This is a genomic window from Cryobacterium sp. PH29-G1 (assembly GCF_030063365.1).
Classification (GTDB): domain Bacteria; phylum Actinomycetota; class Actinomycetes; order Actinomycetales; family Microbacteriaceae; genus Cryobacterium.
On record NZ_JASISY010000007.1, the window covers coordinates 37,954 to 58,855 of the forward strand.

The 20,902-nt window shown below is 66.3% G+C and carries 14 protein-coding genes; 8 read left to right on the top strand and 6 right to left on the bottom strand.

Annotation, left to right across the window (positions count from 1 at the left end; all coding sequences use genetic code 11):
• The first annotated feature begins 99 nt into the window (after window positions 1-99).
• The 6 genes from QMK22_RS10715 to QMK22_RS10740 all read left to right on the top strand — a co-directional run bounded on the left by QMK22_RS10715 (window position 100) and on the right by QMK22_RS10740 (window position 7,855).
• Window positions 100-1,302 (top strand): WxL protein peptidoglycan domain-containing protein, encoded by a 1,203-nt coding sequence (locus QMK22_RS10715; RefSeq protein ID WP_283497631.1) that lies wholly within the window; start codon window positions 100-102, stop codon window positions 1,300-1,302.
• An 89-nt stretch (window positions 1,303-1,391) separates the two neighbouring features.
• Window positions 1,392-3,731 carry an ice-binding family protein gene (locus QMK22_RS10720; protein ID WP_283497632.1) on the top strand — a complete coding sequence of 780 codons (2,340 nt, stop codon included), beginning with the start codon at window positions 1,392-1,394 and terminating at the stop codon, window positions 3,729-3,731.
• Between the two features lie 262 nt (window positions 3,732-3,993).
• Entirely contained in the window at window positions 3,994-4,581 is a 588-nt protein-coding gene (locus tag QMK22_RS10725; RefSeq protein ID WP_283497633.1) for a WxL domain-containing protein, read from the top strand.
• Window positions 4,582-4,718: 137 nt separating this feature from the next.
• Entirely contained in the window at window positions 4,719-6,104 is a 1,386-nt protein-coding gene (locus QMK22_RS10730; protein ID WP_283497634.1) for an L-serine ammonia-lyase, read from the top strand.
• 172 nt (window positions 6,105-6,276) lie between these two features.
• On the top strand, window positions 6,277-6,726 hold the full coding sequence (locus QMK22_RS10735) for a LysM peptidoglycan-binding domain-containing protein (RefSeq protein ID WP_283497635.1): 450 nt from the start codon (window positions 6,277-6,279) through the stop codon (window positions 6,724-6,726).
• A 247-nt stretch (window positions 6,727-6,973) separates the two neighbouring features.
• The gene (locus tag QMK22_RS10740; RefSeq protein WP_283497636.1) at window positions 6,974-7,855 is read left to right on the top strand and encodes a sulfurtransferase; all 882 of its coding nucleotides are present in this window, start codon (window positions 6,974-6,976) and stop codon (window positions 7,853-7,855) included.
• A 17-nt stretch (window positions 7,856-7,872) separates the two neighbouring features.
• Here the strand turns inward: QMK22_RS10740 and QMK22_RS10745 are convergent, their stop codons facing one another.
• Window positions 7,873-10,371 carry a DEAD/DEAH box helicase gene (locus QMK22_RS10745; RefSeq protein WP_283497637.1) on the bottom strand — a complete coding sequence of 833 codons (2,499 nt, stop codon included), beginning with the start codon at window positions 10,369-10,371 and terminating at the stop codon, window positions 7,873-7,875.
• 161 nt (window positions 10,372-10,532) lie between these two features.
• Here QMK22_RS10745 and QMK22_RS10750 point away from each other — a divergent pair, with 161 nt between their 5' ends.
• Window positions 10,533-12,110 (top strand): molybdopterin-dependent oxidoreductase, encoded by a 1,578-nt coding sequence (locus tag QMK22_RS10750; protein WP_283497638.1) that lies wholly within the window; start codon window positions 10,533-10,535, stop codon window positions 12,108-12,110.
• An 89-nt stretch (window positions 12,111-12,199) separates the two neighbouring features.
• Here QMK22_RS10750 and QMK22_RS10755 read toward each other — a convergent pair whose 3' ends face one another.
• From QMK22_RS10755 to QMK22_RS10775, 5 genes are all read right to left on the bottom strand, one after another.
• The gene (locus QMK22_RS10755; protein WP_283497639.1) at window positions 12,200-12,355 is read right to left on the bottom strand and encodes a hypothetical protein; all 156 of its coding nucleotides are present in this window, start codon (window positions 12,353-12,355) and stop codon (window positions 12,200-12,202) included.
• 4 nt (window positions 12,356-12,359) lie between these two features.
• Window positions 12,360-14,042, bottom strand: coding sequence for an HNH endonuclease signature motif containing protein (locus tag QMK22_RS10760; protein WP_283497640.1), 1,683 nt, complete (start codon window positions 14,040-14,042; stop codon window positions 12,360-12,362).
• A gap of 529 nt (window positions 14,043-14,571) precedes the next feature.
• Window positions 14,572-16,203 (bottom strand): FAD-dependent oxidoreductase, encoded by a 1,632-nt coding sequence (locus tag QMK22_RS10765; protein ID WP_283497641.1) that lies wholly within the window; start codon window positions 16,201-16,203, stop codon window positions 14,572-14,574.
• Window positions 16,196-18,334 (bottom strand): molybdopterin oxidoreductase family protein, encoded by a 2,139-nt coding sequence (locus QMK22_RS10770; RefSeq protein ID WP_283497642.1) that lies wholly within the window; start codon window positions 18,332-18,334, stop codon window positions 16,196-16,198. Before QMK22_RS10770 ends, QMK22_RS10765 begins: the two co-directional genes overlap by 8 nt.
• 7 nt (window positions 18,335-18,341) lie before the next feature.
• Complete coding sequence (locus QMK22_RS10775) at window positions 18,342-19,766, bottom strand: MFS transporter (RefSeq protein WP_283497643.1); 1,425 nt, start codon at window positions 19,764-19,766, stop codon at window positions 18,342-18,344.
• A 295-nt stretch (window positions 19,767-20,061) separates the two neighbouring features.
• Between QMK22_RS10775 and QMK22_RS10780 the strand changes: the two genes are divergently transcribed.
• Window positions 20,062-20,880, top strand: a complete 819-nt coding sequence (locus QMK22_RS10780) for an RNase H family protein (RefSeq protein WP_283497644.1) — start codon at window positions 20,062-20,064, stop codon at window positions 20,878-20,880.
• The last annotated feature ends 22 nt before the right edge of the window (window positions 20,881-20,902 follow it).

Here is a 20,902-nt window from a genome sequence, read left to right on the forward strand (position 1 = left end):
AACGCTGATCTCCTCGTTGGCCCGATTCGTCAGCTCCCGTGTGAGAATAGCGGTATCGCCTCTTTCGGGGGTCATGCCGAATACCAGCTAGGGCGCCCCATGTCATACCGCACCACCGCACCAGCACCTCGCACGCAACACGACACCGCACCGCGCCGATTCGCACCACACCGCACGGCACCACACCGCACGGCACCACGCCGCACTGCACTGCACCGCATCGCCCTCCTCGTGGCCGCCGCCGTGTTGGCCCCGGTGTTGGCCACCCTCGTCGTCGCCGCACCGGCGTCGGCCATCGACGATGGCACCCTCGGCATCCGCCCGGAACTGGAATCGGATTTCTTTCACATTGATCTTGCTCCCGGAGCCGCGATCGAAGCCAACGCGATCGTCAGCAACCATTCGGACGCCGCGGTCACTCTGCTGAACTACGCCGTCGACGGCCAGAGCACCGAGCAGGGCGCCTTTGCCCTCGCCGCGCAGGCCGACGTGCAGACGGCCGTGGGCAGTTGGGTCACACTCGATGCCGAATCGATCACCGTCCCCGCCAATTCCGACCTCACCGTGCCGTTCCGGTTGAGCGTTCCCCTCACCGCTACTCCGGGCGACTACGCCGGCGGACTGATCATCCAGAGTCCGCCCGTCGAGGGTGAAACAACGACTTCAGACGGCGATGCTGCGTTGCGCCTGGACGTCATCCAGCGCCAGGGCGTGCGCATCTACCTCACCGTTGCCGGCACCGCAACGACCGCGCTGGGCCATGGCGACCTCAGCTGGGAACGCTCGGGTGACGCGGTCACGTTCACCCTGCCCATCGAGAACACCGGCAATACCATCCTGTATCCGACGGCCGACCTGAGCTTGAACAGCGCGATCGGGGTCACCACGACGCTGCAATTTGACGCACCGGAGAGCATTCTTCCCGGCGCCACGCTCAATCTGGAGGCAACACTGCCCCAAGCAGCGTTCATCCAGTTCGGCAGCGCCGACGCCGAGCTGGTCTCGGCCGCCGGCACCGAGCAGGTCAGCGCCACCTTCACCTACGTGCCGTGGTGGATCCTGCTGATCGTGCTGCTGCTGGTTGTGGCGATCGCCTTCGGAGTCTGGCGCACCACCCTGTTTGTGCGCCGCGCCCGTCGAGCGCTGGCCCAGGTGGCCGGTTCTGCAATGCCAGCAGTGCCAGCCACGTCAGCCACGTCAGCCACCACTACCCCCGACGCCGCTACGCTCACCCACACGCCCGATACCGATACCCCCGACACCGACGACAGCGACGCCCCCCTCCGTCGACCCCGCAGGTGAGCCGCACGCCACCACCCCGCAGCCGCGCACGGTGGCCCGGGGGTCGCCGAACACACCTCCTTGCCCTGCCAACGCTCACAATTCTGGTGTTGCTGTCCGGTTTGCTCGTGCCGGCGACTCCGGCGCAGGCCGCGACCTCCACCGTCGCCCTCAAGACCGCCGGAAGCTACTCCGTGCTGGCCACCAACGCCATTGCGAGTATCGGCAATACTGCGCTGAGCGGCAACGCCGGAACCAGCCCGGGCACGGCCATTACCGGATTCCCTTCGGGAATCCTCACCGGCAGCATCCATGCCGGTGACAGCCATGCCCTGGCAGCCCAGACCGACCTCGTCGCCGCCTCCCTCGATGCCGCCGGCCGCGTGCCGACCGGCACCCTCGCCGGCGATCTGGCCGGACGCACACTCACCGCGGGCGTCTACCAGTCCACGGCTGCCCTCGCCGTGAGCACCACGCTCACCCTCGATGCGCAGAACGACCCCACCGCCGTATTCATCTTTCAGATCAACGCGGCCTTCAACACGGCGGCGGCGAGCACCATCGTGCTCGCCAACGGCGCCCAGGCGTCGAACGTGTTCTGGCACGTCGTCGGGGCGGTCTCGCTCGGGGCCGCTTCGTCGTTCACCGGAAATATTCTCGGCCGGGCCGCCATCTCCGTCGGTGCCGGCACGAGCGTCACCGGCCGGGCGCTGACCTCGAACGGCGCGATCGCCCTGGCCGGCAACATCTTCCTGACCGAACCCCCGGTAGCCCTGAAAACCGCCGGAAGCTACTCGGTGCTGGCCGGGGCATCCGTGGTCAATTCAGGCGGAACCACCCTGAGCGGCAGCCTGGGCGTGAGCCCCGGCACGAGCGCGACCGGTTTTCCCCCCGGCCTGGTCACCGGCAGTACCCAGATCGGCACCGCTGCGAGCGCCCAGGCCCAGCTCGACCTGCAGACCGCCATCAATGATGCGGCAGCGCGCACGCCCACCGCGACGCTAAGCGGTAATCTGGCCGGTCAGACTTACAACGCCGGCGTCTACGCCGCACCGGGACCGCTGAGTCTCAGTTCCTCGGTCACCCTCGACGGGCAGGGCAACCCGAACGCCGTCTTCATTTTTCAGATTGACGGAGGCCTCACCACGAGCGTCGGCAGCGCCGTGCGCCTGATCAACGGTGCACAAGCTTCCCGGGTGTTCTGGCAGATCGACGGCGTCGTGCAACTCGGTGCGTCGTCATCGTTCTCGGGAATCGTCCTCGGCCAGGTCGCAATCACGATGGGCACCAACTCCAGCTTCCTGGGCCGTGCCCTCACCCGCAGCGGAACGATCACCCTCTCCAGCACGACCTTCACCACCGAACCTCCCGTTGATCTAGGCAGCGCGAGCACCTACGCGATCCTCGCGACCACCTCGGTGGCCAACACATCCAACTCATCTTTCGATGGCAATATCGGCGTGAGCCCGGGAACAGCGGTCACCGGGTTTCCGGCGGGAACGCTCACGGGCACCATCCACGCCGGCGACGCCGCCGCTGCCGCCGCGCAGGTCGACCTCACCGCTGCCTACAAGGATGCCGCGGCTCGGCCCGCGACCGCCGCCATCGCCGGCGACCTCGCCGGTCGCACCCTCACCTCCGGGGTCTACAAATCGGCCGCGGCCCTCGCCATCAGCACCACCCTCACCCTCGACGGCCAGGGCAACCCGAACGCCATCTTCATCATTCAAGTGGATGCTGCCTTCAACACGGCGGCCGGCAGTAGCGTCGTTCTGGCCAATGGCGCGCAGGCCTCGCGGGTTTTCTGGCAGGTCGCCGGGGCGGTATCGCTGGGGGCGTCATCCGCTTTCACCGGCACGATCATCGGCATGGCGGCGATCTCGATTGGTCAAAAAGCCAGCTATGTGGGCCGCGCTCTCACCGCGAACGGCGCTGTCAGCATGAGCAAGGTCACGTCCACCAGCCCGTCGCCGGTCACCGGTGACCTCAGCGCCATAACCAGCGGGGCGCTACTGCCCATGGTCACCCTGCTGGGCACTCAGACGCAGTTCGCGACCGGTGTCTCAAACCAGTGGTCGATCACCGACTCGCGCGGTACCGGTGCGGCCTGGAGCCTATCGGTGAGCGCCACCGAACCCACCAGCGCGGCCGGCACGGTCGAAACCACCACCCGGGTTCTGCCCGTACAGAACCTGAGCATCACCCCGGGCACCATCACGGTGGGCGCAAATACCGACAGTGCGAGTGGGATCACGGCGCCGAAGCTGTCTCTGTCGACGACCCCGCAAACACTCCTGAATGCGCCGGGACCGAACCGGGGCACCTACCTGCTGACGCCGACATTCAGTCTGATGATCCCGGCCAATGCGTACCGGTCGAACTATTCGGGAGCCATCGACAACTCGCCGATGAACCCCTACGTCACGGTTCTCACGTTCACCATTTCGTAGCGGGCGCGGCGCTTCCCGGCGTGAAGCCCAACCCCCATTCTGGGCATTGCGCCAACCTTGAGCTAACGCTGATTCAACCCTGCGCGACGAACCCACACTTTGAGCGCGGCCCGTGTCAGGATTGATTTATCGCCACCGGAACTTAGTTTTCAGCGGATAACGAGTTCGGTCACACCCTGCGACATCCGTTTCACCCACACTTCCCGTGGACACGCTATTTGGCGTGCCCGCACCCACCAGTACCAATCAGAGGACATCCACCATGCACGCTTTCACCAAGACTGCCGGAATCATCATCACCACCGGCATCCTGTTCGGCGTGGCCCTCTCCCCGGCTCAGGCGGTTGACAACACCGACACGATCAACGCTACGGTCAGTGCGGGCAACCTCACCGCCAACCCGACCGCACCCACCGCCATGACCGCGGTCGTTCTCGACGGCATCAACGCGAAGACGTCGACCGGAACCGCCGCGACCTGGACCATCACCAATGCCCGCGGCACCAACACGGCCTGGTCGCTCTCGGCCAGCGCCACCGACTTCGTCAGCGCTGCCGGAACCGTCGATACCACCGCACGCGTGCTGCCCGCCTCCAACCTCGTCATCACGCCGGGCGTCATCGTCGCCGGTGCGGGCTCCGACGTTGCGCCCACGGCTTCGGCCCTCACCATGAGCAATGTCGCGCAGTCGCTCGTGTACACCACGACCCTCGGCAAGGGCTCTTTCGCGCTCTCCCCCGCCTTCAAACTGAACGTGCCGGCCAACGCCTACCGCTCCAACTACTCGGCCGCGGTCGGCACCACCGCCGTCAACCCCTACGTGTCGACCATCACGTTCACCATCGCGTAGCCAACGCGCTTCGGTCTTGGGGCTGCCCCGGTAGACTCCGGCCGGCTCCGCTCAACACCGCTCAACAATGCCTCGCACCCTATGGTGCGGGGCATTGGTTCGTTACTCCCCGCATCGCGTGGCGTAGCATGTTGACCGTGACAGCGTACGTCTCAGCCCTGGACCTGTTTTCCATTGGAATCGGCCCCTCCAGTTCCCACACGGTGGGTCCCATGCGTGCTGCCCGCGTGTTTGCCGAAAACCTCTTGGCGACCGGCCGGCTGAGCGAGGTGAGACGCATCCGCTGCTCACTCTTTGGATCGTTGGGGTCAACCGGCCTCGGCCACGGCACGCCGGATGCTGTTCTCGCCGGCCTCACCGGCCTGCGACCAGAAACCTGCGACCCCGACGCGGTGCGCGCCGCGTGGTCGGGGCTCACCGACGGCGCCACGCTCACCCTGCTCGGCGGGCACAGCATTTCGATCAGCCCCACGGACGTACGATTCGAACCGCGCACCCGACTGCCGGGACACCCCAACGCGCTCACGCTCACCGCCTGGACAACCGACACCGAAGCGGATGCCGCTGTGCTGCTCGAGGAGACGTTCTACTCAATCGGCGGCGGGTTCATTCGCCGGGGCACCGAAGCTTCGAGCGCCCAGGCCCGCATCGCCCAGCCACTCCCCTACGATTCCAGCGCCGAACTCCTCGCCCTCTGCGATTCCCACGATCTGACGATCTGCGAGGTCGCTCGCCGCAACGAAGAAGCCATTCACGGTGCCAAAGCGCTGAATGCGGGACTCGACGCGATCTGGGACGCCATGCACAGCTGCGTGGAGGCCGGACTCGCCGCGACCGGGCTGTTACCCGGCGGCCTCAAAGTCAAACGCCGGGCAGCCGCGGTCCGAATCCGTCTGGAGGAGTATGACGTTCTGCCGCTGCGCGACCGCGACACCTCCACCGAATGGCTGCATGCCTTCGCGCTCGCGGTGAACGAGGAGAACGCCGCCGGCGGGCGCGTCGTCACCGCGCCGACCAATGGCGCGGCCGGCATCATCCCCGCCGTCGGCCACTACTATCTGCGATTCGTTCCCGGAGCGGATGCTGCCGGCATCCGTCGCTATCTACTCACGGCCGTCGCCATCGGTTCCCTGGTCAAGGCCAACGCGTCGATCTCCGGCGCCGAGGGAGGTTGCCAGGCCGAGGTCGGCGCCGCGTGTGCCATGGCGTCGGGTGCGCTGTGCGCCGTGCTCGGCGGCACGCCCCGACAGGTCGAGAACGCCGCCGAGATCGCGATGGAACACCACCTCGGCCTGACCTGCGACCCGGTCGGCGGACTCGTGCAGGTGCCCTGCATCGAACGCAACGCGATCGCTTCCTCCACGGCGGTGTCAGCGGCCCGCCTGGCGCTGCACGGCGACGGCACCCACCTGGTCTCGCTCGACACGGTCATCGAAACCATGCGGCAGACCGGCCTGGACATGATGACGAAGTACAAGGAAACCAGCGAGGGCGGACTGGCTGTGAACGTCATCGAATGCTGAACGGGCACCCGAACAGGGGCCGTCGACGCCGTCGTTGCGCTACGGTGACAGCCTAAGCTGGCTGAACGCGCGCGCATCGTCGAGAAGACAGCGCGATCAGGAAAAGGGGTGAATCATCCGCAGCATACGCTCACGCCGCTCGTGGGGCATCAGTGTCGCCGCAGTTCTGCTCGTGACCGTGGCGGGCTGCGCCGGCGAACCGGCACCGGCCGTTACGGTGACCATTACGCCGACGGTTTCCCCCACGCTCACGCCTACTCCCACACCCACGCCCTCGCCCTCGCCCTCGCCCTCGCCCTCGCCGACGGTCGCCCCGGAAGCGGCACTCATTCCCAATCCCGAGGTTCCCGAAATCGTTCCCAATGCCGAACCCGTGCCGCTGCCGCAGGGACCGGCCGTTGACCTCGGTAGCACGCCGGGGGCCCGCGGCACCACAACGGCGGATGGTGCGGGAGCGTTGCTCACCTACACCGTCATCGAGGGCGACGCCTTTTTCGATATCGCCCAGAGATTCAATATTCCGGTACAACTACTCCTCACCATGAACCCCTCCGTGCCCGGGATCGGCGAGAACATCTATATCAAACAGATCATCAACCTGGACTGGACGACGACTCGCTAGCCTTCGGCGGCGTATTTCGCCGGTACTGTATCTCGCAGGCACTGTATGTCGCCGGCACTGTATGTCGCCGGCACTGTATGTCGCCGGCACTGTATGTCGCCGGCACTGTATGTCAGGCACTGTATGTCAGGCACTGTATGTCAGGCACTGTATGTCAGGCACTGTATGTCAGGCACTGTATGTCGCCGGATGACCCGGCAGCCTACCGCGTTCAGCCAGTGTCAGCGGCCCCCGCTAGCCTTGCAGCATGAGTTCACCCGTTCCGTCTTCGCCCGTCGTCTCGACCCAGTGGCTAGCCGACCACCTCGGTTCCGACAACCTGGTCATTCTCGACGCCACCGTGTTCGCCCTGGCGCCGTCCGAGGAGGGGCCCCGCTACCTCAGCGGACGGGACGACTATCTCACCAAGGGCCACATTCCGGGCGCCGTGTTCGCCGACCTGTTCGATGTGTTCTCCGACCCGGCCGGTGCCTTCGATTTCTCCCGACCGAGCGCCGAACAATTTGAGGCGGCCGCAGCATCCGTCGGCATCGACAACGGCACGACCGTTGTCGTCTACGACGCCGTCGTCGGCCAGTGGGCTGCGCGCATCTGGTGGCTGTTCCGTGCCTTCGGCTACGACGATGTCGCGGTGCTCGATGGCGGCCTCACCAAATGGCACGCCGAAACGCGCCCGTTCAGCACCGGCGGGGTGCGCCCGAAAAGTGTCGCCGGCTTCACCGCGCAGTCTCGTCCCGAGCTGTGGGTCGACAAAAGTTTCGTCGAGTCAATCGTCGCGGGCGTTGCGGATGCCGCCCTCGTCTGCTCTCTGCCGCCCGCTGAATTCGACGGTACGGCGGGGTCCCGTCCGCGCGCCGGGCACATTCCCGGCAGCCTCAGCCTGCCCGCCGCGCAGCTGGTCGACCCGGCCACCAATGCGTTCCTGCGCGGCGATCGGCTCGACGAGACGGTCGCCGCGGCCGTCGCGGCGTCCGAGCACCTGGTCACGTACTGCGGCGGCGGTATCGCTGCGGCTGCCAGCGCCCTCGCGCTGACCCGCGCTGGCAACGACCACGTCTCGATCTACGACGGTTCGCTCAATGAGTGGGCCGCCGATGCCGATGCTCCCTTGCAGGCCCCGGGCGCTTAGCGGCCCGGTGATCCGCACTACAGCCGGTTGACGCCGGTCACGCGCACAACGGCCGCGCCGAGGTCGTCGGAGTCGGCGAGGTTCACGCTCGCGCTGATCCCCCAGTCGTGGTCCCCGGCCGGATCGTCAAGAATCTGGCGCACGGTCCACTCGTTGGTACCCTCTTCGATCAGGAGCAGGTCGGAGCTGCGCGCGTTGCCGCCGGTGAGCACCTCGTCGTGCTCGGCGAAGTAGCCGTCCATCGCATCGGCCCAGACATCGCTCGAATAGCCGTGTTCCCGGTCGAGTTCGCCGAGCTCGTCGTAGTGCTCCAGTGCGGCCAGCTGCACCCGGCGGAACAGTTCGTTGCGCACCAGAATGCGAAAGGCACGCACGTTGGTGGTGAGCCGCCGCGGTGGCGGCGGCAAGAGAGCGTGCGCCTCAGCCTCGTGCGCGGCGAGATCGGGATGGAGCAGCTCTTCCCACTCGTCGAGCAGGCTGGAGTCCACTTGGCGCACGAGCTCGCCGAGCCACTCGATGAGGTCGAGCAGGTCTTCATTCTTGGCTTCGTCGGGAATGGTCTGCCGGGCGGCCCGGTAGGCATCGGAGAGGTACCGCAGCACCACTCCCTCACTGCGGGCCAGTTTGTAGAACGCAATGAACTCGCCGAATGACATCGCTCGCTCATACATGTCCCGCACAACGGCCTTGGGTCGCAGCTCGAAGTCCGCTATCCACGGCTGAGAGGCCTTGTAGGTGTCGAACGTGTAGTTGAGCAGCTCTTCGAGCGGCTTGGGATGCGTGATTTCCTCGAGCAGCGCCATCCGCTCGTCATATTCGATGCCCTCACGCTTCATCGCATTCACGGCCTCACCACGGGCCGCGAACTGCTGCCCCATCAGCACCGGCCGCGGGTCGTCGAGGGTCGACTCCAGAATCGAAATCATGTCCAGCGAGTAGGTGGGCGATTCCGGGTCGAGCAGTTCGAACGCGGCCAGGGCGAACGGGGAGAGCGGCTGGTTGAGCGCGAAGTTCGCTTGCAGGTCAACCGTCAAGCGGATGGTGCCACTCGCGCTCTGCTCCACAATGCCGGCTTCGCGCAGGGTCTTGTAAATACCCAGAGCCCGTCGAGCCAACACCAACTGGCGCCGCCACGGTTCGTGATTGTCGAAGACGAGCGAATACACGTGGGCAAACGCGTCGCCACCGCGTCCGATCACGTTGATGAGCATTGCCGCGGTCATCTGCATGCTCGACGTGAGAGTTTCGGGCTCCGCATCGACCAGCCGGCGAAAGCTCGGTTCGCCCCACGACACGAAGCCGTCCGGCGCCTTCTTACGCACAATCTTGCGCTTCTTCTTCGGGTCGTCGCCGGCCTTCTCCACGGCCTTGAGATTTTCGGTCTCGTGCTCCGGCGCCTGAATGACGACGGTCCCGGCCGTGTCGTAGCCGGCCCGCCCGGCCCGCCCGGCGATCTGGTGAAATTCGCGCACGTTCACTTGGCGCATTTTCACACCGTCGTACTTGGTGAGGGCCGTGAACAACACGGTACGAATAGGAACGTTGATGCCCACACCGAGCGTGTCGGTGCCACAAATCACACGCAGGTAGCCGCGCTGGGCAAGTTGCTCCACCAGCCGACGGTACTTGGGCAGCATGCCGGCGTGGTGCACGCCGATCCCCATGCGAATCAGCCGGGACAGCGTTTTGCCGAAGCTGGTGGTGAACCGAAACTCACCAATCAGCTCGGCGATCACGTCGCGCTGTTCACGGGTGGCGACCTTGGCACTCGCGAGCGCCTGAGCCCGTTCGAGGGCCGCTGCCTGGGAGAAGTGCACGATGTAGACCGGTGCTTTGTCGGTGTGCAGCAGCTCCTCGACGGTCTCGTGCACGGGAGTCTGCTCGTAGTAATAGCTGAGCGGAACCGGGCGTTCCACCCCGGTGACGACGGCCGTGGGCCGGCCGGTGCGCCGAGTGAGGTCGTCGCTGATGAACTTCACGTCGCCGAGCGTGGCCGACATGAGAATGAACTGCACGCGCGGCAACAGCAGCAACGGAACCTGCCACGCCCACCCGCGTTCCGGGTCGCCGTAGAAGTGAAACTCGTCCATCACGACGAGGTCGACCTCGGTGTCTTCACCGTTGCGCAAGGCGAGGTTGGCCAGAATTTCGGCGGTGCAGCAAATGATCGGGGCGTCGGCGTTGACGGAGGAGTCTCCGGTCATCATGCCGACGTTCTCCGCCCCAAACGTTTCGACCAGCGAGAAGAATTTCTCGCTCACCAGGGCCTTGATCGGCGCCGTGTAGAAGCTGCGCTTGCCGGCCGACAATGCCGCGAAGTGCGCGCCGACGGCCACGAGCGACTTACCGGTTCCGGTCGGCGTGCTCAGGATCAGGTTGGCGCCGGAGACGATCTCAATGACCGCTTCCTCCTGCGCCGGGTAGAGCGTGAGGCCCTGCTCGGTGGCCCAGGTTTCGAACGCCTCGAAGAGAACGTCGGGGTCGGTTTCGTTTTCGAGGCGCGCAAGCAGAGACATAGTCCCTCAAGACTGCACTACTTGAGCTGCTCCCGCCTGCCGAACGGGCCCGCGGGGGCCTGCGGGGGCCTGCGGGGGGCTAAATATAACGGATGTCTGACGAAATCGCGCCGGAGCCTCGGTGGGGTGGTAATCACAGCCGCTCGTTCTAGGCTGACGATATGGCCTCCCCCGACACCTTGAGCCCCCCGACTCGGCCGAGCCCTCTCCCGGTGCTGGGGTTCTGGCGCCCGGCCGCCGCGGGAGTCGCCGCCGCACTGGCCGGTCTCGGTCTGGCCGAGTTGACCGCGGCGTGGATTGCCCCCGGCGCAAGCCCGGTGCTGTCTGTCGGCGCGCTCGTCATCGATATTGTTCCCGCCGGTGTCAAAGAACTCGTCATCGGCCTGTTCGGCACCGCAGACAAAATCGTGCTCATCGTGACCATCATTCTCGTGCTGATCGTGATCGCGGCCCTCGCCGGCGTTCTGGAGAGTCGTCGACCGCCGTATGGTCGCGTGCTCGTTGTACTTATCGGTGCAATCGCCCTTTTTGCCGCTCTATCCCGGTCCAGCGCCTCCACCTTCGACGCGGTGCCCGCCGTTGTCGCCATGGGAGTCTCAGCCATCGCTCTGACCTTTCTCACTACCCGACTACCGTTGGGTGTTTCGGCAGCGGTCGAGTCGGACGGGCCCGACCGCCGCCGCTTTCTGGTGTACACCGGTGCCACCGCCGGCGTCGGTTTGCTCGCACTCATCGGCGGCCAACTCAAGGCAGCGGCGACCCGGGCAGCGGATACCGCGCGCGCGCTCTTCACACTGCCGGCAGCATCCGTACCGGCGGCCGCCATTCCGGCCGGAGCGAGCTTCGATGTCGCCGGCATCACCCCGCTGATCACGCCGAACGCCGATTTCTACCGCATCGACACCGCTCTGAGCGTGCCACGCATCGACCCGAACACGTGGCGGCTGAAAATTACCGGCATGGTCGAAAATGAGGTGGAACTGAACTTTGCCGAGCTGCTGGCCCTGCCGCTCGAGGAGAGCACGACCACCCTGGCCTGCGTGTCGAACTACGTGGGCGGCGACCTGATCGGCAATGCCACCTGGTTGGGCTATCCGATTCGCGAGCTGCTGGCTCGGGCGAAACCCACGAGCGGCGCCGACATGGTTCTCTCCACCAGTCAGGACGGATTCACCGCAAGCACCCCGATCGAGGCATTGACCGACGAGCGCAACGCTATTCTCGCCGTGGGCATGAATGGTGAGCCGCTGCCGCTCGAGCACGGCTACCCCGTGCGCATGGTGGTTCCCGGGCTGTACGGCTACGTCTCAGCGACGAAGTGGGTTGTCGAGCTCAAGCTCACTCGCTTTGATCAGGAGCAGGGATACTGGACTCCGCGCGGCTGGTCCGAGCGAGGACCGGTCAAGCTCTCCTCCCGCATCGACGTGCCCCGCGCGGGATCATCCGTGCCGGCCGGACCCGTCGTGATCGCCGGCGTTGCATGGTCCCAGCACGTGGGAGTGAGCGCTGTCGCCGTGCAGATCGATGACGGCCCGTGGCAGGACGCTACTCTGGCCGATGCGATCTCGGTCGACACCTGGCGCCAGTGGGCCTTCACCTGGACGGATGCGACCGCCGGCCAGCATTCGGTTCGGGTGCGGGCCACCGACTCAGACGGCCTCGTACAGACCTCGGTCAGTGCCGATGTCGCCCCCGACGGTGCCACCGGTCTGCACGAGGTCTCCGTGACGGTCTCGTAGAAGACGTCTCGACTACGGGCAGAAAAGTGCAGGATACGGCCCTCGTCATGGGAACCGTTCATATTGTGACTCGAATGAATCTTTTCGTTTCATACCCGATCCTGCTCGTACAGTACGTGCTCCTGAGCTCGCTGTTCGTGCTCTAACCCGCTGTGCTCGAGGTCGCTGTGCTCGACGTCGCTGTGCTCGACGTCGCTGTGCTCGACGTCGCTGTGCTCGACGTCGCTGTGCTCGACGTCGCGCAACCATCTAGAACGGAACGTCGTCAGTGTCGGGGTTGGGGTCGTTCCCGTTGGGGTCGTTCCCGTTGGGGTCGTTCCAGTTGGGGTCGTTCCAGTTGGGGTCGATGAGGTTGTTCCAGATGTCGATGGGGCGTTGTGCGGTGTTGCTCGGTCCGGGGTCGGGGCCTGGTTCGCTCGCCGTGGTGGTGGGGTGGGGGCTGAGGCGGGTGGCGGGGTGGGTGGCGTAGTGTTTGCCGGCGGGGCTGGTCCAGTTCATGGTGCCGTCGGGGGTTTGGGTGACGGTCCAGCCGGTTTCGGTTTTGAGTCGGTGGCTGCGTTTGCAGAGGTGGGCGAGGTTGTCCCAGCGGGTTTGGCCGTTGTATTGCCAGTCGTGGGTGTGGTCGATGTCGCTGTGTCTGGCTTGTCGGGTGCAGCCGGGGAATCGGCAGGTGCCGTCGCGAATTTCGAGCCATTTCTTGAGGTCGGCGGGGACGGTGTAGCGGGTGGTGCCGACGCTGAGCACGGTGCTGGTCTCGGGGTGGATGAGGATTCGGGTGAAGCTTTTTGCGGTGGCGGCGACGCGGCGGGCGGTGTCGGCGTCGAGGGGGCCGAAGCCGTCGAGGGTGCCGGGTTGCTCGCTGAGGCCCATCAGGGTGAGGACGGGCACGGTGACGTTGACCAGTCCCTGCACTCCGGCACCGAGGCCGGTTTCGGTCACTCCGGTGAGGAGGAGGTCGACGGCCACGTCGAGGCGTTGCTGGCCGAGGGTGCGGGTGTCGACGGGCTCGGCGGCGGCGGCGTTGTGCAGGCTGCGGGCGAGGGTGTCGACGCGGTCGTTGATCGCGGCGGCGTCTTCCTGGGTGAGGATGAGTTCGAGGCAGGCCATGCCGTCGCGGTTGGGCATGACGGCGAAGCTGCGCGCGTTCAACGCGCTGCGGTGGCGGGTGAGGATGGATTCGGGGTGGGAGAGTTCGCGCACGGTGCTGGCGCGTTTCTTCAGCTGGTTCACGGTGAGGTCGTCCGCGCCGGTCAGCGCTTCGGCTTCAAACGCTGCTCGGGCCGTTTCGGGTAGGGAGAGGGCGTTGTTGACGATGACTTCTGCGTGGCGGTAGCTGATGGAGCCGGTGGCGAGGAGGGCGCGGGTGGCGGGCAGTTCGTGTTGCAGCATCGCGCTGACGCAGAGCAGGTTGCGGGCGGTGTTTTCGTGCACCCGCAGCAAACAGCCCAGCTCGGCGACGAGGCCCTCGGTGGCGGCTTGTTTCTCGGACCAGCGCTGCAACGGGCGGCACTCTTCGCCGGTGTCTTGCGCGTGCTGGGTGAGGAGCGCCCGGGGTAGGGGCCGGCCGGTTTCGGCGGTGCTGGCCACCCAGCGGGCGACGTCATCGATCGCGGCCGCCCGTGCGGCATGGGCCCGATTGATGGCCAGGTCGCATTCCCGCACCGCGTCAAGCAGCCGGACCTGCTCCGCATCGACGGGTCGTTTCTTCCAGTCATCGAGCGAGGCCGCGACCACATAATCGAGCGCCTGCACCCCGGAGATCGCTTTCGTGCCCGCTGAACGGTGCGTCGGCGCCGGCTTACCCGGCCGGATACCCGCCGCCGCCATCTCCGCCACATACGCAGCAGTCGCAGCAGTCGCGGCGGCCTCCACAGCATCAGCAGCCCGAGCTCGCTCAGACTCAGCCGCCGTTTCAGCCGCAGCCTCAGCCACCGCAGTCTCAGATTCAGACGCAGACGCAAACGCAAACGCAGCCTCAGCCACCGCAGTCTCAGATTCAGACGCAGATGCCGTTTCAGCCTCAGCCGCAGACGCTGCAGTCTCAGATTCAAACGTAGCCGCCGCAGTCTCAGATTCAGACGCAGTCTCAGATTCAGCCGGAGTCTCAGATTCAGCCGCCACAGCCTCGCCGCGACTCGCCTGCGGGGGCTCAGAGGGTGGAGGTGGATCGTCGTGGATCGCCATGCATCCATTATCTCATGAATAGAACACAAAGTCGAGACTGGCTCAGGTTTTCATGGCTTGAAGAGTCCCGAGATTAGTAGTCAAATACTAAAAATCTGTAGCTTCTGGCCGAGCCCCGCCGAGCCTGACCCCACCGGTCCGAGCCCTGCCGAGCCTGACCCTGCCTGGCCTGACCCTGTCGTATCGGGGTGGTCCCGGGCGATCTCGCTCTTGAAAATTTTCATCGACTGGCCGAGACTCCGAGCGAGCCCCGCCTATTTCGGCTGAGTGCATCCGCCTACCCGGCAGATCCGGTGGCGGGTTCGGTCGCCCCGAAGCGCTCGAGAACCTCCCCGATTCGCGCTTTGCAGCCGCCGCATCCGGTGCCGGCTCGGGTGGCCGTTCCGATGCAGGCGACGCTCGTGTTGCCGGCCGCTGCGGAGTCGGCGATGGCGCCGACGGTGACGCCGTTGCACCAGCACACCGTGGCGCCATGGTCCAACGCGCTTCCGGCCGCGGGTTCGTAGTCCGGTCCGTCATAGCGCAGCAAAACCGAGCGGTCGGCCGGCAGTTCGCTGCCGCGCTCAAACAATAAGGTCAGTTCGGCGGCCGTACGGGGCATGCCGACACAGACGAAACCCTCGAGAATGCCGTCGCGGGTCACCATTTTCACGTACCGGCCGTGTTCGGGATCGGCCCACTGCGCCACCCGCAGCGGGGCGGATGCGCACCCCGCCGTATGGTTGTCGGTCGCCAGATCCCACGGGTCCGCCCCGGTGTCGCCGACCGACACCACGTCGATGCCCTCGGCCTTGAGCATGACCACGGCAGAACCGGAAGCCGGGAGTTGCCCGGTCTCGCCCAGGCCCAGTATTTCGTTGCGGAACCGCGCGGCCAGCCAATCGGCCTGGCGCCAACCCGGCCCGATCAGGCCGCTCGGCCCACCCGCCGGCAACACCGTGGAATCGCCGACGCGCGGCGCTGGCGCCACATGCGCGCAGTCACCGATCGCGTAAATGCGCGGGTCGGCCCAACTCTGCAGATTGTCATCAACGAGGATTCCGGTGGACACCGGCAGACCGGCCAGCTGGGCCAGTTCGGTGCGAGCACCGACACCGCACGAGAGCAACAGCAGATCACCGTGAATCTGTTTGCCGTCGGCGCAGATGAGAGCATCGAAGCGGTCGACCCCGTCGTCGTCCTGGTGAAAGAGCAGGCTCTCGGCGCGGGAGTGATTGACCATCGTGACGCCGGCACGCCGAGCGCTCTGCGCGAGCACAGTGCCGCCGCCGCGGTCGAGGTTTCGCGCCATGGGAATCTCACCGTGGTACACCACGCAGGTCTGGCTCCCGGCGGCGGCCGCGGCGAGCGCGATCTCCATACCGAGCACGCCGGCGCCGAGCACGACAATGCGAGCCCCGATCATCACGGCCGCGAGCACCCGTTCCGCATCATCAAGGTCCCGCAGCACGGTGACCCCGCGCGGAAGCGGAGCGTCGCCGCTGTCGAGGGTCGCGGCATCCGCTGCCGGCAGCTTTCGGTCGCGACGCACCCGAGTGACACCGTCGAGCGTGGGCACGTTGGCGCGTGCGCCGGTCGCGAGCACGAGCCGGTCGTAGGGCAGCACGGTGCCATCGCTGAGCGATACCGCACGGCGGCTGCGCAGAATGGCCGTGACGCTCACGCCGCGGTGCAGGTGAACGCCGGCCTCGCGCGCGGCGAACGTGTCGGTGATCTCGAGGCTGTCCCGATCGACGTGACCGACGGCGTATTCGGCGATGAGCACCCGGTTGTAGGCGTCAGCACTTTCGGCCCCGATTACGGTCAACGTCGCCGCCCCTTGACGCACGAGCGGCAGCAGTTCTTCCACAAATCGAGCACCGACCGGGCCGTAGCCGACTACAACGATGCGTTGGGGTCGCTCAGACACGGGCGCCTGCTTTCACGAGTGCACGCACTCGAACGGTCGTTTTCTTGAATTCGGGCATGCCGCTGATCGGATCGGTTTCGTCGTCGGTCAGCAGGTTGGCTCGCTGATCCGCGGCGAAGTGAAACGGCAAAAACACCGTATCCAGGCGGATGTCGGTACTCACCGTGGCCCGGCAGCGCACCGCACCGCGGTCGTTGCTGACCTCGACCCAGGTCTCATCGGCAATGCCGAGCTGCTCGGCGGTAGCCGGGTGCAGTTGCAGCCGGGCGTCGGGCTGGGCGTCGGAGAGCTCCCGCACCCGACGGGTCTGGTTGCCGCTCTGGTAATGCTCGAGCAGGCGGCCGGTGATCAGGGTGAGGGTGCCGCCGACCTGTGCCGGGGCATCGAGGCGCCGCACCGTGACGGGCACCAGCCGGGCCAGACCGTCGGGGTGGGCGAACCGCTCCAGAAATAGACGTGGCGTTCCGGCCGACCCCTGCGGGTAGGGCCAGAAGGCCGGTTCTTCGGAGTCAAGCAGGGCATAGCTCAGGCCGGAATAGTCGGCCAGCCCACCCGCCGAGGTCCGGCAGAGTTCATCAAACACCTCGGAGGCCTGCGCGCTGTAGTCTCCGGCCGAGTCGAGCCGGCGCGCAAGTTCCTGCCAGATCCATAATTCACTGCGCACACCGGCGGGTGCGTCGACGGCGCGACGGCGGCGGATGACACGCCCCTCAAGCGAGGTCATCGTGCCGTCCTCTTCCGCCCACTGGGTCACCGGCAACACGATGTCGGCGAGCACCGCGGTTTCGGAGAAGAAGAAATCGGCCACGACCAGAAAATCAAGGGTTTTCAGGGCTGCGCGCACCCGGTCGGCGTTCGGTGCCGAGACAACGGGGTTGGAGCCGTGCACGAGCAGGCAACGGATGCCGCCCGGCTCACCGAGCGTCGCCAACAGCTCCACCGCGGGCAGGCCTACGCCCGGGAGGCTGTCGGGGTCGACGCCCCAGACCCCGGCAACGTGCGCGCGAGCGGCGGGATCGGTGATCTTGCGGTAGCCGGGCAGCTGGTCGCACTTCTGCCCGTGTTCGCGCCCACCCTGCCCATTGCCCTGGCCGGTCAGGGTTCCGTAGCCGGAATGGGTGGTGCCGACGAGGCCGAGTATCAAGCTGAGGTTGATGGCCGCGGTGGCAGTGTCGGTGCCGTCCGCGTGCTGTTCCACTCCGCGCCCGGTGAGAATGTAGGTGCCACTGCCCGTTGCAGCCCCGCGCGCGGCTCCGGCGGCCAGGCGCCGGGCCAGTTCGCGCAGCTGCCAAACCGGAACGCCGGTCTGTTCCTGCACTCGGGTCGGCCACCACGCACTCACGCTGCGCCGCAGGGCATCGAAACCCGCGGTGCGCGAGCGCAGATAGTCGAGGTCGGCGAGTTTTTCGGCGATGATGATTTGGGTCAGTCCGAGCAACAGCACGAGGTCGCTGCCCGGGGTGGGCTGCACGTGCATGCCGGCGCCATCGTCGGTGAGCCGAGCGGTCGCCGTGCGTCGAGGATCGACGACCACGAGACCGCCAGCGGCCCGGGCGCCCTCCAAATGGCCGATGAAGGGTGGCATGGTCTGCGCCACGTTGGAACCGAGAATCAGAATGGTGTCGGCGTCGTCGAGCTCGTCGACCCGAAACGGCAGCCCGCGGTCGAGGCCGAACGCCCGGTTGCCGGCCGCTGCGGCACTGGACATGCAGAACCGGCCGTTGTAGTCGATGCGGCTGGAGCCGAGCGCCACCCGGGTGAATTTGCCGAGCTGGTAGGCCTTTTCGTTGGTGAGCCCGCCTCCGCCGAAGGCGCCGACCGCGTCGGACCCGTGCGCGGCTCGAATCCCGCGCAGCTTGCCGGCGACGTGGTCGAGCGCCTCCGTCCAAGTCACCGCCTCGAAGGTGCCGTCGGCCTGCCGCAGCAGCGGTTCGAGAATGCGATCCGGCGACACGAGCAGTTCGGCGGAGGTCCAGCCCTTTGTGCACAGACCGCCACGGTTGGTCGGGAATTCGCGCCCGGTGACCGTCACCGCGCCGGACGGAGTGGATTCGGCATCCGCTGTACCCGGGGTCAGTGTCATGGCGCACTGCAGGGCGCAGTACGGGCAGTGCGTTCGGGTGCCGGTCATGTCAGGCCTAGATCTTCTGACCGGCGACGGACGACCCGCGGCGCAGGTAGACGAAGGCGGTGACACACATCATCACGACGTAGGCGATGGCGAAGGCGTAGATCGCGCTCGAGTAGTCACCGGTCGAGGTCTTCGAGAAGCCGAGCACCTGCGGGATGATGAATCCGCCGTACGCACCGACGGCCGAGATGAGGCCGAGCGCCGCGGCGCTTTTGCGCTGTGTGGTGACGTCTCCAGAATTCCGGTGGGCGTCTTTCACCCCGCTGCGGGCCGAGAACACGCTCGGAATCATTCGGTAGGTCGAGCCATTGCCGATTCCGGTGGCGATGAAAATCACCAGGAAGCTGGCCAAAAAGGCCCAGAAATTGCCGAGGGGCAGAACAGCCACGACGGCGAGGGCACCGACAGCCATAACGCCGAAAGCGGCGACGGTGACGGATGCCCCACCGAAGCGGTCAGCGAGGCGTCCGCCGGCCGGCCGGGCCAGCGAACCCACGAGCGCACCGATGAAGGCGAGGGAGAGCGAGGCGGAGGCCACCTGGAAGGTGGAGTAGGCCGGAAACTGGTCGGCGATGAGCTTGGGGAATACGCTCGCGAAGCCGATGAACGAGCCGAAGGTGCCGATGTAGAGCACGGCCAGAATCCAGAAGTGCGGTTCGCGCACTGCGGCGATCGAGCCGGCGAAGTCGGCCTTGGCGTTGCTGAGGTTGTCCATATACTTCCAGGCGCCCCACATGGCGACCAGAATCAGTGGCACCCAGAACCAACCGGCGAGTCGGATATTGAGCGTCCCGACGGCGCCGAGGGTGATCACGATCGGAACGATCAGCTGGGCCATGGAGGCGCCGAGGTTACCGCCGGCAGCGTTGAGACCGAGGGCGTAACCCTTCTGACTCTGCGGGTAGAAGTAGGTGATGTTCGACATCGAGCTGGCGAAGTTGCCTCCGCCGAAACCGGCGAGCGCGGCCACGAACAGCATCACGCCGAAGGGGGTGTCCGGGTGGCCGACGCAGAAGCCGAGGGCGATAGCGGGGATGAGCAACAGACCGGCCGAGATGATGGTCCAGTTTCGGCCGCCGAATTTGGGCACCATGAAGGTGTACGGAAACCGCAGGGTCGCTCCGACCAGGCTCGGCATCGAGATCAGCCAGAAGACCTCGGTGGTGGAGAAGGTGAAACCGGCCGCCGGCAGCGAGACCACCACGATGCTCCACAGCTGCCAGACTACGAAGCCGAGGAACTCGGCGACGATCGACCACTTGAGGTTGCGGGCGGCGATGAGCTTGCCGCCCCGTTCCCACTGGTTCGCGTCCTCAGGATTCCAATTGTCGATCCATCGCCCCGCACGGTGCACGAGCACCGCCTCGTCGGCGATCGTTGCTGCAGTGCCTATGGTCGTGCCGGCTGCTGATTCGACGGTGCTGAATGTCATGGCGTCCCCCTCGGGAATGGAATGGCGGTGCGACGATTTGCAGGCAGCCCGGTCGGCTTCCTGCTTCGACGTTAGCCAGCGCGTGTTTCCGGCAACCGTGGCACCCGTTACCTTTCGATCACCGGATGATCACAGGTCGGTGGAGCAGGTGTTGGGGCGCTGTTACATGACGGACACAATGGCACTCGCACCGTGGCGGGCGCTGCCACGGTACCGGGGACACGGGCAATAGATGCCGAGGTGGCAAAATGGTAGGACCTGCGCCCGCGCGCCACCCTGTTTGAAAGGCCTACCCATGACGATCACCGCCGCCGCCGACGGTTCTGCCCTTGGAAACCCCGGACCAGCCGGCTGGGCCTGGTACGTCGATGACACCTGCTGGGCGGCCGGCGGCTGGAAGCACGCCACCAACAACCAGGGCGAGCTCAAGGCCGTACTCGAATTGTTTCGAGCGACCGCGCACATCGACGACGACCTGCTCGTACTGTGCGACAGCCAGTACGTGATCAACTCGGTCACGAAGTGGATGAAGGGGTGGAAGGCGAAGGGCTGGCGCAAGGGCGACGGCAAACCGGTCATGAACCTCGATCTGCTCAAGGAGATCGACGAGGCCATCGCCGGGCGTCGGTACCGGTTTGAATGGGTCAAGGGGCACGTCGGGCATCCGCTGAATGAGGCCGCCGACGAGCGCGCGCGCGGCGCGGCCGAGGCATTTCAACGCGGTCGCCCGGCTCCGGCCGGACCGGGTTTTCACGGCGCGGCTGGTCACGGCGCGGCTGGTCACAGCGCGGGTGGTCACAGCGCGGGTGGTCACAGCGAATCGTCGGCCCCGGAGCCGACCGCGGCGAAAGTCACCGAACGGCCCGCCGAACGAGTCACCGAGAAAGCCACGGCCTACCCGCACTCCGAATTGTTCTCCTTCGAGGAGCTCGGTGACGATATCGGCGAGGATGACGGCGCTCTGACCGATCTGCACGGCGCCGACGTGCTGCGCAGCACCGGTGAGCTGCACCGGGTGACACTGGCGCTCAGCGCCGAGGAACACGGGCGTCTTGTGCAGCGGTCCGCGGCCCGCGGTGTGACCATCGAGGAATTCCTGCGCGGCCTGATCTGAGCGACCGGATCTGAGCTGCAAC

Bases quoted from the DNA above. Each gene is read 5' to 3' on its own strand.
- QMK22_RS10715 (WP_283497631.1), top strand. From the start codon at position 100: ATGTCATACCGCACCACCGCACCAGCACCTCGCACGCAACACGACACC.
- QMK22_RS10740 (WP_283497636.1), top strand. From the start codon at position 6,974: ATGAGTTCACCCGTTCCGTCTTCGCCCGTCGTCTCGACCCAGTGGCTA.
- QMK22_RS10745 (WP_283497637.1), bottom strand. From the start codon at position 10,371: ATGTCTCTGCTTGCGCGCCTCGAAAACGAAACCGACCCCGACGTTCTC.
- QMK22_RS10750 (WP_283497638.1), top strand. From the start codon at position 10,533: ATGGCCTCCCCCGACACCTTGAGCCCCCCGACTCGGCCGAGCCCTCTC.
- QMK22_RS10775 (WP_283497643.1), bottom strand. From the start codon at position 19,766: ATGACATTCAGCACCGTCGAATCAGCAGCCGGCACGACCATAGGCACT.
- QMK22_RS10770 (WP_283497642.1), bottom strand. From the start codon at position 18,334: ATGACCGGCACCCGAACGCACTGCCCGTACTGCGCCCTGCAGTGCGCC.
- QMK22_RS10725 (WP_283497633.1), top strand. From the start codon at position 3,994: ATGCACGCTTTCACCAAGACTGCCGGAATCATCATCACCACCGGCATC.
- QMK22_RS10780 (WP_283497644.1), top strand. From the start codon at position 20,062: ATGACGATCACCGCCGCCGCCGACGGTTCTGCCCTTGGAAACCCCGGA.